The 14,139-nt window shown below is 66.8% G+C and carries 11 protein-coding genes and 1 pseudogene; 5 read left to right on the forward strand and 7 right to left on the reverse strand.

Going from position 1 to position 14,139, the window contains the following annotated elements; genetic code table 11:
- Positions 1–131: 131 nt before the first annotated feature.
- The 3 genes from WS96_RS30005 (at position 132) to WS96_RS30015 (ending at position 3,509) form a co-directional block, all read left to right on the forward strand.
- Positions 132–1,067 (forward strand): YihY/virulence factor BrkB family protein, encoded by a 936-nt coding sequence (locus WS96_RS30005; RefSeq protein WP_059837471.1) that lies wholly within the window; start codon positions 132–134, stop codon positions 1,065–1,067.
- A gap of 420 nt (positions 1,068–1,487) precedes the next feature.
- On the forward strand, positions 1,488–2,645 hold the full coding sequence (locus tag WS96_RS30010; RefSeq protein ID WP_034205147.1) for a porin: 1,158 nt from the start codon (positions 1,488–1,490) through the stop codon (positions 2,643–2,645).
- A 390-nt stretch (positions 2,646–3,035) separates the two neighbouring features.
- On the forward strand, positions 3,036–3,509 hold the full coding sequence (locus WS96_RS30015) for a VOC family protein (RefSeq protein WP_059837472.1): 474 nt from the start codon (positions 3,036–3,038) through the stop codon (positions 3,507–3,509).
- A 115-nt stretch (positions 3,510–3,624) separates the two neighbouring features.
- Here the strand turns inward: WS96_RS30015 and WS96_RS30020 are convergent, their stop codons facing one another.
- From WS96_RS30020 to WS96_RS30025, 3 genes and pseudogenes are all read right to left on the reverse strand, one after another.
- Positions 3,625–4,251, reverse strand: coding sequence for an aminoglycoside adenylyltransferase family protein (locus WS96_RS30020; RefSeq protein ID WP_257128080.1), 627 nt, complete (start codon positions 4,249–4,251; stop codon positions 3,625–3,627).
- Positions 4,252–4,319: 68 nt separating this feature from the next.
- Positions 4,320–4,370: pseudogene (locus WS96_RS34675) on the reverse strand (hypothetical protein); the annotation flags it as partial.
- A gap of 512 nt (positions 4,371–4,882) precedes the next feature.
- On the reverse strand, positions 4,883–5,332 hold the full coding sequence (locus WS96_RS30025) for an HU family DNA-binding protein (protein WP_011548077.1): 450 nt from the start codon (positions 5,330–5,332) through the stop codon (positions 4,883–4,885).
- A gap of 301 nt (positions 5,333–5,633) precedes the next feature.
- On the opposite strand from WS96_RS30025, the gene WS96_RS30030 reads away from it, so the two are divergent.
- Complete coding sequence (locus WS96_RS30030; protein WP_059837473.1) at positions 5,634–6,752, forward strand: acyltransferase family protein; 1,119 nt, start codon at positions 5,634–5,636, stop codon at positions 6,750–6,752.
- 373 nt (positions 6,753–7,125) lie between these two features.
- Here WS96_RS30030 and galU read toward each other — a convergent pair whose 3' ends face one another.
- Together galU and WS96_RS34185 are read right to left on the reverse strand one after the other, a co-directional pair.
- Complete coding sequence (gene galU, locus WS96_RS30035) at positions 7,126–8,013, reverse strand: UTP--glucose-1-phosphate uridylyltransferase GalU (RefSeq protein WP_034205150.1); 888 nt, start codon at positions 8,011–8,013, stop codon at positions 7,126–7,128.
- A 230-nt stretch (positions 8,014–8,243) separates the two neighbouring features.
- The gene (locus tag WS96_RS34185) at positions 8,244–8,387 is read right to left on the reverse strand and encodes a hypothetical protein (RefSeq protein WP_006479318.1); all 144 of its coding nucleotides are present in this window, start codon (positions 8,385–8,387) and stop codon (positions 8,244–8,246) included.
- 217 nt (positions 8,388–8,604) lie between these two features.
- Between WS96_RS34185 and WS96_RS30040 the strand changes: the two genes are divergently transcribed.
- Positions 8,605–9,780: an acyltransferase family protein gene (locus tag WS96_RS30040; RefSeq protein ID WP_059837474.1), complete on the forward strand. Its 1,176-nt coding sequence runs from the start codon at positions 8,605–8,607 to the stop codon at positions 9,778–9,780.
- A 378-nt stretch (positions 9,781–10,158) separates the two neighbouring features.
- On the opposite strand, the gene WS96_RS30045 is transcribed toward WS96_RS30040, so the two are convergent.
- Both WS96_RS30045 and WS96_RS30050 read right to left on the reverse strand, forming a co-directional pair.
- Complete coding sequence (locus WS96_RS30045) at positions 10,159–12,627, reverse strand: glycosyltransferase family 4 protein (RefSeq protein ID WP_059837475.1); 2,469 nt, start codon at positions 12,625–12,627, stop codon at positions 10,159–10,161.
- Positions 12,624–14,090, reverse strand: a complete 1,467-nt coding sequence (locus WS96_RS30050) for a flippase (protein WP_034205153.1) — start codon at positions 14,088–14,090, stop codon at positions 12,624–12,626. The genes WS96_RS30045 and WS96_RS30050 overlap by 4 nt, the downstream gene beginning before the upstream one ends.
- Positions 14,091–14,139 lie beyond the last annotated feature (49 nt).

Here is a 14,139-nt window from a genome sequence, read left to right on the forward strand (position 1 = left end):
CGTTATTGTGGGGTGGGGTGAAACTGAAAGGAATTATAGACAGTTCAGGCAACTATGATCGAATCCTCGGATCAATACCGATTTGTCCGACCAACTGCGATGATCCACGTTCCGCGCGCAACCGAACCGTCATGAAACGACAGATCACTTCCGAAGCCACCCGTCTCGCCCAGCAGCAGGCCAACTGGGCCCTCACCGCGTTCAAGCGCTTCTCGTCCGACCGCTGTTCCGCGATGGCCGCAGGCATCGCGTTTTTCTCCGCGTTCTCGCTCGCGCCGACCCTCGTGATGGTGATCGCGGTGGCCGGCTGGTTCTACGGCGACGACGCCGCGCGCGGCCAGGTGTTCGAACAGGCGCACCAGTTGATCGGCGACGACGCGGCAGCCAGTATCCAGACGATCGTGCAGAACGCGCACCGCGCGGGCGAGCGCGGCGGCCTCGCCACGCTGATCTCGTTCGCCGCGCTCGCGATCGGCGCATCGGCCACGTTCGCGTCGCTCAGCGCGGCGCTCAGCGTGATCTGGCCGGCCACCGAAAGCCGCTGGTCGAGCATGCTCGGGCTGGTGCGAGTGAGGCTGATCTCGTTCGGGCTCGTGCTCGGCGTCGCGTTCCTGCTGATCGTGTCGCTCGTGCTCGACACCGCGATCACCTTCATCGGCACCTGGCTGCTGGGCAATTCGCCGTACGTGGTCGTCACGAACTTCGTGCAGTTCTTCGTCGGCATCGCGGTGCTCGCGGCCGCGTTCGCGTCGTTGATGAAATTCCTGCCCGACGCGCGCGTCGCGTGGCGCGACGCCGCGATCGGCGGCATCGTGTCGGCGATCCTGTTCTCCGGCGGCAAGAAGCTGTTCGCGCTGTATCTCGCGCATGCGGGCACCGCGAGTGCGTTCGGCGCGGCCGGATCGTTCGCGGTCCTGCTGATGTGGCTGTACTTCTCCGCGATCGTGCTGCTGCTCGGCGCGGAGTTCGCGGCCGCCCGCGGCGACGCGCATCGGGCGGCCGAGCCTGCGGCGCCGGCCGCGTCCGCTCAAGCCGGTCAAGCCGAGCATCGCCCGCGCGACAACTGATTTGCCCGCCCGCTGAAAAACGCCGCGCATCGATCTCGCGGCGGCCCCGGCACACCCGCTCGCGGCTTTGCAGTCCCGACGTCCGCCGCGCATACGTGCGGCGCCGGCGCGTTCTCGACACGTCGACGCGCACGCACCTGCAATCGCAAACGTTTGCACACCCTCGTTTTCCCGCCGCAACGGGCCGAAACAGGGGGTCTGCCGGCATGCGCATCAACTATTGAAACAATCGCGGCGCAGCAATTGTCAACTATTTCATAAACAGGAACAGTCGTTGATGTGCTTGATATATATGGACTTTTTCCCGCTGTTACCTTTTCGAGACACTTTATTTTTTAAGCTTTCTTGCGTGTATGGCACTGAGCTATTCTCCAATCCGCAACAAATAACGATGAATCACTTGCGTGGAGAAACTCAACGATGAAGAAACTTGCTCTCTCGACCCTCTCGCTCGCCCTGCTGGGCGCGGCCGGCGCTGCTCAAGCTCAGTCGAGCGTGACGCTGTACGGCGTGATCGACACGTCGATCACCTATGTTCACGGCAACGATGGTCAAGGTAACAATTCGTGGTCGATGGGTAGCGGCAACCTGCAAGGCAGCCGCTTCGGCCTGAAGGGTTCGGAAGACCTCGGTGGCGGCCTGAAGGCGATCTTCCAGTTGGAAAACGGCTTCAACTCGGCATCGGGTGCACTGGGCCAAGGCCAGCGCATGTTCGGTCGCCAGGCTTTCGTCGGTCTGCAAAGCGACCAGTACGGTACGCTGACGCTGGGTCGCCAGTACGACCCGCTCGTCGACCTGGTTCAGGCAGTCACGGCTGACAACTACTTCGGCAGCGTGTTCGCCACGCCGGGCGACGTCGACAACAACGACAACAGCCTGCGCGTCAGCAACGCGATCAAGTACACGTCGCCGGTCTGGGCAGGCCTGCAGGTCGAAGCGATGTACGCGCTCGGCGGCGTCGCCGGCGCAACCGGCAAGGGTCAGACGTGGGCGGCAGCTGCAGCGTACAACAACGGCCCGCTCGGCCTGGCTGCAGGTTACTTCCACGCGAACAACTCGGCTCCGCTGAGCGCAACCGGCCAGCGCACCGGCTGGGCAGGCACGTCGGACGCGATCTTCGACGGCTCGGGCGCGTTCATCAACAACGCGTACACGTCGGCATCGTCGATCGGCATCGCGCAAGTCGCTGGCCAGTATGCATTCGGCCCGGTGACGTTCGGCCTCGGCTACAGCAACGCGCAGTACAAGGCGGATGCGAACTCGGGCTTCGGCACGAACCAGAAGTACAACACGGGCCGCGCGTTCGTCACGTACCAGGCATCGGCACCGCTGCTGCTGGGCGTCGGCTACATCTACACGAAGGGTAGCGGCCAGACGGACGCCAAGTACCACCAGGTTTCGCTCGGCGCGGACTACTCGCTGTCGAAGCGTACGGACATCTACCTGGTTGGCGCGTACCAGCACGCAAGCGGCCACAACGCCGACGGCAGCGATGCGCAAGCGTCGGTCGGCTCGTACGGCATCGCCGGCAAGAGCTCGCAGGAAATCGTCGCACTCGGCCTGCGTCACAAGTTCTAAAAACGAAGTATCCGGCGGCATGGCGTCTCCGACGCGTTGCCGCCGACCTGGAAAGCCAGCCCCGGTTTCGGCCGCGGCTGGCTTTTTTTCGTCCGGCGCCGGCCGGCGGAGCCGACATCGCATGCCGCCACCGCGGCAAAGCCGGGCCCCGACATAGGTCGGTGGCTCGGCAGAGGCACCTGGCGGCTGCAATGCCCCCGCAACGCCGTTTTCCCTGTCGGGAGAGGTCGCCGTTTCTCCGTAGGACGACTACCATCCGCACAGCCGGCGTCGCCCGGCTCGACCGATGCGGAATTTGTTCGCGCCGCGCGTCGATTCCGGCAGGCGTCGTCCGTCGTATCGATGGCGGCACACGGTTTGCCCCGGACCCATACAGACAGGAGACTCGTCATGACGATTCAGAAGATCACGCCTTTTCTCTGGTATTCGACGCAAGCCGAAGAAGCAGCGGCCTTCTATGCCGGCATCTTTCCGGATTCGCGCATCGTGCGCGTCACGGCGGTGCCCGGCACCGACGGCACGCGGATGGTCGAATTCGAGCTGTTCGGGCAGCCGTTCCTTGCGATGAGTCATCCGCGCACGGAGACGTTCAACCACGCGATCTCGCTGCTCGTCAGTTGCGCGGACCAGGCGGAACTCGACCGCTACTGGAGCGCCCTGCTCGACAACGGCGGCACGGCCGACGGCTGCGGCTGGCTGAGGGATCGTTACGGCGTGTCGTGGCAGATCGTTCCGGAAGCGCTCATCCCGATGATGGCCGATCGCGACGCGGTCAAGGCGGGGCGCGTGGCCGCCGCGATGATGCAGATGACCAAGTTCGACGACGCCGCGCTGAAGGCCGCCTTTGCGGGCACGGGGGGCTGACGACGGGCGGCGGCCAGCGCTCGCGCGACGCCGCGCCGGGTCGCCGGCATGCAGCCCGGCTCGACGGTCCGCGCATGGAGCCGGCTCGCGCGCGTTCGCTGCCCGCGGCCGGCCGCTAAACCGTTAGCGTGCATCGTCGGCGCCGGTGCCATCGCGACGGCATCGACTCGACCGTCCGCCGCGCGTAGTCGATGAATTCGGCCAGCGGCTCGCCCGCAGGATCGCCGCGCGCGCTTCGCCATCGAGACAGGCAGCACGCGCAGCCGCTACAACCGGCCGGTGCGCGTCCGGCAAGCGCTCCTGCACCCGACGTCGCGGCGACGTCCTTCGGCGCGATCCCGCCGGTCGCGGCGCTGTACCAGATGCGTGCGAGCGCGTGCACGACGCTGCACGCGTCGCCGCGCCAGCCGGGTTCCGCCTGCCACTGCGCAACGATGGCGAGCAGCGCGGCGACGAAGTCGCGCGCGGGCACCGGCTCGAACAGTACGTTCGCGGGCCGAGCGACCAGCGCGACACCGTGCTGTCGCGTCTTCGTCAGCAGGATCGCCAGATCGCGATCGACCCGTGGCGGCTCGACGATGCCGGCTTCCGTAACGCGGCGCAGCCATTCGCCGAATTGCAGTTCGCGTCGCGCCGGATGACGCCACGGCACCACGTCGCCGTGCGCGATGACGGTGACCTCCAGCGCACGCATGCCGCTGCCGCGACCAGGTGACGCCGACGCGCCAACCAGGTCAGCCATCGGCGCCGCCGCACCGCCCCGTCCGGGCGCGCTGCGATCGTCACCAGCAAATCGATGTCGCTGCGCGGTTTCAGACCGCCGTCGATTGTCGATCCGAACAGGTGGATCGCCTGCAGCATCGCACCGAGCTGCCGTTCGATCGCGGCGCGCACGGTGGCGACCTGGCCGGCGATGTCGTGCGAGGCGATGTCGGTCACGACGGCAAACCTGCGGCGCACTCGCTACGGAGCGCAACGAAACGACGCATCGCGCGCATGAAAACAGGTGGATTGCCGCAGCATCGCACCGAGCTGCCGTTCGATCGCGGCGCGCTCAGTGGCGACCTGGCCGGCGATGTCGTGCGGAACGACGTCAGTCGCGACGGCAAACCCGCGATGCGCTCGCTACGGAACGCGACAAAACAACGCGTCGCACGCATGAAGGTTGCCGCTCGGCGATGCGGATGCAGATGCGAATGCGCGGCATGCGATCCGCTGCCCGTCGTGCGTCGGGCAACCCCTCGTCGCCACGCCGGCGGTTTGCTGCCGCGCGATTTGCGCAGCGCAATAAAAATCCCCGCACGCTGTCGCGTACGGGGATCGCAGGACATCGCAACGGCTGCCGACTTGCATTCGGCAGTCGTTGCGCGGCATTACGCTGCCGCGTCCTTCAGCTTCTTCAGCGCACGTGCCTTCACGCGCACGCTGGCCGGCTTCGCCGGGAACCAACGCTCTTCGCCCGTGAACGGATCCTTGCCGAAGCGCTTCTTCTTCGCCGGCACGACTTGTGCCGTGATCTTCAGCAGACCCGGCAGCGTGAACTCGCCTGCGCCCTTCTTGTGAACCGAGCCCAGCACGACGTTCTCGAGTGCGACGAGCACTGCCTTGACCGCCTTCACTTCGACAGCTGCGCGCTCAGCGATGTGCGTTGCGAGCGATGCCTTCGTGAACTTGTCCTTCAGCGGCGTCGGAGCAGCCGGTGCTGCCTTCGCGACAGCCTTCTTGGCCACTACTTTCTTCGCGGGCGCAGCCTTTTTGGCAGCCACTTTCTTGGTGGCCGGTGCGGCAGCCTTCTTGGCCACCTTTTTTGCGGAAGTCGCCATGTTTCTCCTACCAGGTGTGGTCGTTGGATACACGAAGCGTGCAACGCGCGCGCTTCAACGCCGGATTCTACAAGCGCCTTGACGCTTCGTGCAGTACTTTTATGCGTTTTCACGGGGTTTCCCGCAGGTTTTGTTGCGCGCGACCGACTTCATCGACGCTCGAGGGTCCGTTTTACGCAGGGAGCGCACATGCGCAAACCGCCCCTCACGTCGAAAAACGCCTTCACGTATACGTCCGAACGCGAATTACGTTCGATATTTGCGCACCTATACTGGGCTCGCTCAATGCCCGGATGCCTCCATGCGCGAAGTCAGATACGTCAAAGGACTCGACGGCCTGCGAGCCCTCGCCGTCATCCTCGTTTTCCTGTCCCACAAGGGCCATGTCCTTGCCGTCGACGTCGGCAAGCTCGGCGTGTGGACGTTTTTCCTCATCAGCGGATTCCTGATCGTCGGCGAGCTGCATCGCAACCGCCAGGCGGTCGAGCGCGGCACCATGACGCGCCGCCACGCGCTGGCGCTGTTCCTCGCGAAGCGCGCGCTGCGGATCTTTCCCGTGTATTACCTGTTGCTCGCGGCGCTCGCGATCGCGCACGCGCTGTTCTACCAGCGCGGCGTCAACCTCGGGCTCGCGTGGCACGCGGCGTTCCTGTCGAATTACTGGATCGGCGTCGTCAAGGACGGCTGGCCGGGCTCCACGTCGCACTTCTGGAGCCTCGCCGTTGAACAGCAGTTCTATCTGATCGCCCCGCTCGCGCTGCTCGCGGTGCCCGCCGCGCGACACGTCGCGCTCGGCGTCGCGGCCGTCGCGCTGTGCGCGCTCGCGCATCTCGCGCTCTACCTGTCGGACGCGTCGCCGGTGCTGATCTACGCGTTTTCCCCGTGGAATTTCGCGTTGATCGCGCTCGGCGGCGTCGGCGCGATGGCGCTCGCCGATCGCGGCGCGGCCGCCGCGCGCCGCGTGCCGCCCGGCTGGCTCGGCGCGGCCGGCGTCGCCTTCTTCCTCGTGCTGCCCGCCTGCACGGCGTTGCCCGATGCGGTCGCGGGGCTCGCGGATCTCGGCCTGTCCGCGTCGCTCGGCGCGCTGATGCTGTGGATCGTCAGCGAGCCCGAGCATCCGGTCGTCGCGCTGCTCGACTGGGCGCCGCTCGTCTATCTCGGCACGATCAGCTACGGCTTCTACCTGTTCCACAACCTGATTCCGGCGCGCTTCGGCGTGCTGCCCGCGTCGTTCGCGCACGTGCCGATACCGGACATCGTCCGCGATGCGTTGCCGGAAATGCTGCAATTCGCGCTCGCCGTGCTGCTCGCACACCTGTCCTGGCGTTATCTCGAAAAGCGGCTGCTCGACTTCAAGAAGCCGATCGCCGCGATGCTGGCCCGGCACTTCGCCGCGCAGCCGAGCGCGTCGCCGCGCTGAGCGGCACACGGACGCGGCACGCGGCGGACGCCGAATCGCAACGCCGCGATACCGGCGACGAAGTCGGCGGCCGATGGCATCGCAGCCCACGGTGCATCATCGGGCAACGCCCACGCGCGCGTCATGCATGCCGCGCAACCCGTCCACCGATCCGGTCACGCGATGCATGCTTCGGCACCGGTTTCACGCGCGACGTCCCGCGTCATCGGCACATTTCGCGCGCCGCGCGGCGCCGCCCTCCGCACATTGCCGGCACCACATGCAGGCGTCGCGCACCAGGCTCGTGCACGCGCAAACACAAAAAAGCCCCGGCGCGCGAGCGGCCGGGGCCAACGGAACAACCACCACCTGAAACGACGGAGCGCGCGGCCGCTTAAGCGACGGCAGCCAGCGCGGGCAAGCAGGTACGCAGGTACGCCTCGAATTCGCGGCTCACTTCCGGATGCTGGAGCGCGAGCTCGACGGTAGCCTTCAGATAGCCGATCTTGCTGCCGCAGTCGAAACGCGTGCCGTAGTAGCGGTACGCGAGCACCTGCTCGTTCGCGAGCAGCGACTGGACGGCGTCGGTGAGCTGCAGTTCGCCGCCCGCGCCCGGCTTGAGCTTGCGAAGGTGATCGAAGATCGTCGGCATGAACACGTAGCGGCCGACCACACCGAGATTCGACGGCGCGTCCTCGGGCGCCGGCTTCTCGATGATGCCCGACAGCTTGATGATGTCCTCTTCCCACTCCCGGCCTTCGACGACGCCGTACGAGCGGCTGTCCTCGCGCGGGATCGTCTCGACCCCGATCACCGAGCTGTGATAGTGGTCGAACACGTCGACGAGCTGCTTGAGCACCGGCTGTTCGCCGTGCAGCAGGTCGTCGGCGAGGACCACCGCGAACGGCTCGCCGTGCACGAGCTTCTCCGCGCACAACACCGCGTGGCCGAGACCGAGCGCTTCCGGCTGGCGCACGTAGAAGCAGTTGACGTGGCTCGGCTTGATGCTGCGCACGAGTTCGAGCAGCTTTTCCTTGCCGCGCGCCTCGAGCTCGGCCTCGATCTCGTACGACTTGTCGAAATGATCCTCGATCGCGCGCTTGCTGCGCCCGGTCACGAAGATCATCTCGGTGATACCGGCGTTGATCGCTTCCTCGACCGCGTACTGAATCAGCGGCTTGTCGACGACGGGCAACATTTCCTTCGGGCTCGCCTTCGTTGCCGGGAGGAACCGCGTGCCGAGACCGGCAACGGGGAACACGGCCTTGGTGACTTTCAACATGTTCGCATCCTGATAGCGTTGACTGCGCCGCGTCGACCCGCGACCCGGCGCGATTGTGTTCCGAACGGCATATCGAGAATCGACGGTACTGCCAATTCCACTCCGCTCATTTTCGATATGGACTGATTGCCCAATTATTTCGGAAAAAATATAATCGCTTCAATCCGGTCGATATTGCCGAACCGATTGCCGAAGCAGAAACAAATTACCGATTTCCCGGATACAAATTCTTACGATTCGAATTCCTCGATATAGGGCACGCCGCCCCGCTCGAGGCCCGGGCGGATCGGTTCGTTCTTCAGCGCCTCGCGGTACGCCGACAGCACGGCCATGACCAACAGTACTGCAGCGCTCGCGATCCAATGCATGTCCATCTTGCCGCTCCTTGCATCAATCAACTGGAGCTTCAAACTATCAGAAAAAAATCGACAAATAATTGGCGCCCCTCGCGGCCCCGCTTTCATCCCTGAATAAACCCATGATGTGGAATACCGGAATTTCCGGGCGGGATTTTTTTATTCATTGACCGAATTCTTGCGCATTACGATTGGATGAAACTTCCCGTCCATCCGTCGCAAGGAACCGAATCGCATGCAAGCTTTCAGCGGATCGTCTCTGGCCGCGCCGCCCGTCGCCGATCACAAGGAACACGTGATCGACGCGATGCGCGGGTTCGCGGCGCTGCTCGTCGCCTATTTCCACTGCCGCCAGGTCGTCTGGGTCGGCATGCAGAGCTTCCATCATGCTTACGGTCATGCCCTGAGCGCGGGCGCGATCGCCGGTTACCTGACCTTCCCGTTCGCGTGGGGCTCCGCCGGCGTCCCGATCTTCTTCGTGATCAGCGGCTACTGCATCCACCGCAACGCGGCACTCAAGCTCGCGGCCAACCCCGCGTACCGGCTCGACGCGCCGAACTTCTGGGTGCGCCGCTTCGCGCGCATCTATCCGGTGCTGCTCGCCGCGCTGCTGTTTACGCTCGCGCTCGACGCGGTCAGCCTGCAGATCGAGCCCGTCAGCCACAAGATCCGCGACGTCGGCCTCGTCGCGTTCCTCGTGAACCTGTTCTCGCTGCAGGGCGTCGCCGGCTACACGTACGGGTCGAACGGCGCATTGTGGACGCTGTCGCTCGAAGTGCAGTTCTACGCGATCTACCCGCTGCTGTTCGCGCTGCGCCGGCGCATCGGCATGCCGGCCGTCGTGGCTGCGGTCGCGCTCGTCAACGTCGCGTCGGCGTGGCTGCTCGAACGGCACGACCTGCAGTTCTTCACGTCGTACTGGCTGTCCTGGACGATCGGCGCATGGATCGCGGACGTGCGCGCGCAGCAGTCCCGCGGCACGGCCGTCGTGCCGTCGCGCGCGTGGTACGTCGCGGCCGCCGTGCTGCTGGCCGCCGGCTGCGGCGCATTCCATTTCGGCCAGTACGGCGCGTTCCAGCTCTGGTCGGCCGGCTTCGCGTGCTTCCTGTACCGCGCGCTCGCCCGGCCGCCCCGCCCGACGCCGCCGCTGCGCGTGCTGAGCTGGTTCGGCGACTTCAGCTACTCGCTGTACCTCGTCCACCTGCCGCTGTTCGTCTGCCTCGGCTCGGTGCTGTTCCACTCCGAACTGCAACTGTCGATCTGGCCGTCGTTCGCATTCATGGCCGTCGCGATTCCGGTGGCGTACCTGTTCTACCGGATGTTCGAACGGCCGGCGATGATGTGGTCGGCCAGCTTCAAGCCGACCCGCGCCGCCCGCGTCGTCGCGTCGTCGCCCGAACAGGCCGTCTGAAGCGGGCCGGCCGGCGCGGTCGGCCCGTCCGGAGCCCTCGCGCGGCGTCTCGCCGCGCGGGGGTTTTTCATGGCCGTCACGCGGTTGCGGCCGGGTCGCCAGAGGAACGGCAGCCTGCTGCGGTCCGACCGCGCTACGGCCCGCGTGGGCGGCTCGTGGCGATATCCGCAGCTGCGGCGGCAGCGCCCGATCGCTCCATGCTCCCGACGGCCCGATTCCGTTCCGGATGACGACCGGCCACGCTTCGCGACCGACGCCGACGCCGGGGCACAAACCCGTCTCTCCGTCAAAACCACACGCGTCGCCCGCCGAACGGCAAAGCCCCCGCGCAGCGCGACGCCGCATGGGGGCCCGTTTCCCGCCGGCTCGCGCCGGCCGTTACTTCTTCGCGTTCGCGGCCTTGGCCGCCTTGGCGGTATCCGCGAGAATCTTCTCGACCCGCTCCACGTAGGTTTCGGTGCCGAACCGGCGCACCGCGGTCGCACGCCCGCTCGCGACGAGCCGCTCGCGCAGCGCGCCGTCGCGCTTGAGCGCCGCCAGCGCATCGGCCAGCGCGGCCGCGTTGCCCGGCTCGCAGAGCAGCCCGTTGTCGCCGTCCTCGATGATCTCGACGACGCCGCCCGCGCGGGCCGCGACGACCGGCCGCCGCGCGAGCATCCCTTCGACGATCACGCGCCCGAACGGCTCCGGCGTGATCGACGTGTGCGCGACGACGTCGACCGCCGTCATGCAGGCAGCCACGTCGCGCTGGAACCCGAGGAAATGCACGCGTTCGCCCATCCCGTGCTGCGCGACGTATTCGTGCAGTTGCGCCGCATACTCGTCCTCGCCGAACAGCGGCGCGCCGACCAGCACCACGTGCATGTCGGGATGCCGCTCGGCGGCCTCCAGCAGCACGTGCTGCCCCTTCCAGCGCGCGAGACGGCTGAACGAGCCGACCAGCCAGGCGTCCGTGGGCAACCCGAGGCGCGCGCGCAGCGCGGCCTGGCTCACGCCTTCCAGCGCATCGAACGGTTCGGCCGAAATGCCGTTGAACACGACGTCGACGTGCTGCGGCGTAAAGCCCGTCAGCGCGCGAAACGCCTGCGCGGAGGCGTCGGAGTTCGCGATCACGCGCGTGACGCCGAGCCGCGCGCAGTACTTGATCGCCTGTAGCTGCTTGCCGCCGAAATGGTCGGTGCTGACGATGTCGCGCAGGTGCCAGACGACCGGCTTGCGCGCGAGCCGCCCGGCGAGCGCGGCGACCACCATCGCGCGTTGCGTGTTCGCGTAGATCACCTCGGCGCGGCGCGCGCGCCGGGCGACGTCGCGCACCAGCCGCACGAGCTGCTTCACCGCGCCGAATGACACGCCGCCCTGCTTGCGCACGCCCGCGAGCGCGCCCTGTTCGACCACGTCGACGCGCGCGCCGATCTCGTCGAGCGCCGCGCGGAACGGGCCGTCGTCGAACAGCAGCACGTCGGCGTTCGCGCGCATGTGCTTCATGATCTCGAGCAGCGACAGCTCGGCGCCGCCGAGCACGCCGCTCTGATCGAGCACGAGCGTCGCCGGGCCGCGCGCGGCCGGCATCGGTGCGGCCGTGCCGCGCTGCGCGGTCGAGCCGGGCAGCGCCTGCTCCACGTAGTCGAGGAAGCGCCGCCGGAACGTATCGGCGGAAAACCGCTCCGCGTTCGCGCGGCAGGCGTCCGGCGTGAAGCGCTGCGGTGCACGCTCGAAGTCGTCGACGGCCGCGACGATCGCGTGCGGCGTCTGTTCGTCGAAGAAGAGACCGGTCGGGTTCAGGTTCGACTGCGGATCGAGCACCGTTTCGAGCGCGCCGCCCTTGCCGTATGCGATGACCGGCGTGCCGCACGCCTGCGCCTCGACGACCGAGATCCCGAAATCCTCCTCGGCCGCGAACACGAACGCCTTCGCGCGCCGCATCCGGTCGTGCAGCACCGCGAACGGCTGGTAGCCCATGATCTCGACGTTCGGGCCGGCCTTCGCCCGAATCTTCTGCATCTCGGGGCCGTCGCCGATGACGACGAGCTTGCGCTCGGGCGTGCGCGAAAACGCCTCGACGATCAGGTCGATCTTCTTGTACGGCACCATCCGCGACGCGGTCAGGTAGAAATCCTCCTTCACCGCGTTCAGCGAGAACGCGTCGACGTCGACCGGCGGGAAGATCACCGCCGCGTCGCGGTGATAGACCTTCTTGATGCGCCGCGCGATGAACGCGGAGTTCGCGACGAAGCCGTCCACCGCGTTCGCGGTGCGCGTATCCCAGTTGCGGATGTAGTGCAGGATCATCCGCGCGAGCAGCGATTTCGGCCCGTGCGTGAGGTTCGACTGTTCCAGATACTGATGCTGCAGGTCCCACGCATAGCGGATCGGCGAATGCACGTAGCTGATGTGCACCTGGTCCGGCCCGGTCAGCACGCCCTTCGCGACCGCGTGGCTGCTCGAGATCACGAGGTCGTACTCGGACACGTCGAGCTGCTCGATCGCGAGCGGCATCAGCGGCAGGTAGCTGCGGTACTTGGTGCGTGCGAACGGCAGTTTCTGGATGAACGACGTCGTCACCCGCTTGCCGCGCACGAACGCGCGGTCGTCGAGGAAATCGACGAGGCTGAACAGGTCCGCGTCGGGAAAGCACGCGACGATCTGTTCGAGCACGCGCTCGGCGCCCGCATAGGTGACGAGCCAGTCGTGGACGATCGCCACGCGCAGCGCGCGCGCCGGCTGCCGCGCGCCGGCGCGCTCGGCCGGCACCGCGCGGTGCAGCGCGGCGGCATCGCCCGCGTGGGCCACGGCGGCATCGGCCGTGGCGAGATTCAGGACGGCGTGTTCCGCCAGATCGCGATTCATGTCGTTTTCCTCGCATTGAGACGGACGAACAGGTCGCGCACGAGCGCGCGCAGCCCCGGGGTCATCGTGAGCGACCACGCGACGTTCAGCACCAGCACGACCGCGCACATGCCGATCGACTCGCCGAGCCCCGACCACGCCTGCGCCAGAAACAGGCTGGCGAGCAGGAAGGCGAGATGGGCGAGCATGTCGAGCACGATCGCGCGCATCCGGATCGCCGACAGGTACAGCAGCACGCCGTAGTCGACGAGCGCGCGCGCCGCGACGACCACCGCCGCGCCGATCAGCCCGAAGTGATGAATGCCGAGCCACAGGCCGCCGACGAAGAACGGCATCTCGACGAGCCCGGCGAATGCCGCGCGGGCCGGGTTGACCTGCGACTGGATCAGGATGCGCGTGACGCTTGCCTGACCGACGAGCCACACGCTGATCACCAGCACGCGGCCCACCGGCGCCGAATGCGCGGCGAGATCGGCGCCGACCCACAGCGTCAGGAACGGCGCGAGCGCGAAGATCGCGACGATGCCGACCGGCGTGAACACGCCGTTCAGGAATTCGAGCGACTGGCGCGCGAGCGTGTCGGCATGGTCGCGGCCGACCGCCGACAGGCGCGGAAACAGCGTGCGCACCAGTGCGTTCGGCAGCATGTTCAGGCGCGTGACGAGGTTCTGCGGCACCGTGTAGTAGGTGACGAACTTCGCGCCCATGCCGGCGCCGAGCATCACGCGGTCGAGCGTGTCGGCGATCATGCTCGTCATGCTCGCGATCAGCATCCAGCCGCCGAAGTTGAACAGCCCTTTCGCGGTGCCCCACTGCGGCGGGTCGATGCGCCGGATCCCGAGCACCTTGATGCTCGCGTGACCGAGCATCGCCGCGGCGATCAGCCGCGCGACGACGGCCGCGGCGAGCACCGTCTGCAGGTTCGGCGCGATCCACCACGCAGCGCCGAGCGGCAGCAGCTGGAACAGGAACGTGCCGATCGTCTGGTTCGTGTTGAACACGCCGAACCGTTCGGCGCCGTTGATCGCGCCGGCGAACACCCACGACACGTTCGCAAGCGGAATCGCGAGCGCGAGCCACGGCAGCGCCAGATACACCTCGTGCTGCATCGCGGCCGACACTTTCGTGAAATACGCGGTGTAGACGAACGCGCCGAAGTAGATCAGCAGCCCGCCCGCGATGCCGGTGCCGAGATTCAGCCAGAACGCGCTCCAGAACACCCGCGCGCTTTCGTCGGCGTTGCCGCTCGCGAGCGCCTTCGAGATGTGGTTCTGCGCGGCCATGCTCATCCCGAGATCGAGGATCCCGAAATAGCCGATCAGCGTCCACACGAGGCTGACGACGCCGTAGCGTTCGACGCCGAGCGCATGGATATAGGCGGGCACCGTCACCAGCGACACGAAGGTCGGCAGGATCAGCCCGATGAAGTTGATCGAAACGTTCTTGAGTATGCCTTTGTCCATGCTCATGCCTTGTGTGACGGCGACGACGTCGCGAGCGGCGCGCCGCCCG

Origin of the sequence: Burkholderia sp. MSMB1835, assembly GCF_001526365.1 — a bacterium.
Lineage (GTDB): Bacteria > Pseudomonadota > Gammaproteobacteria > Burkholderiales > Burkholderiaceae > Burkholderia.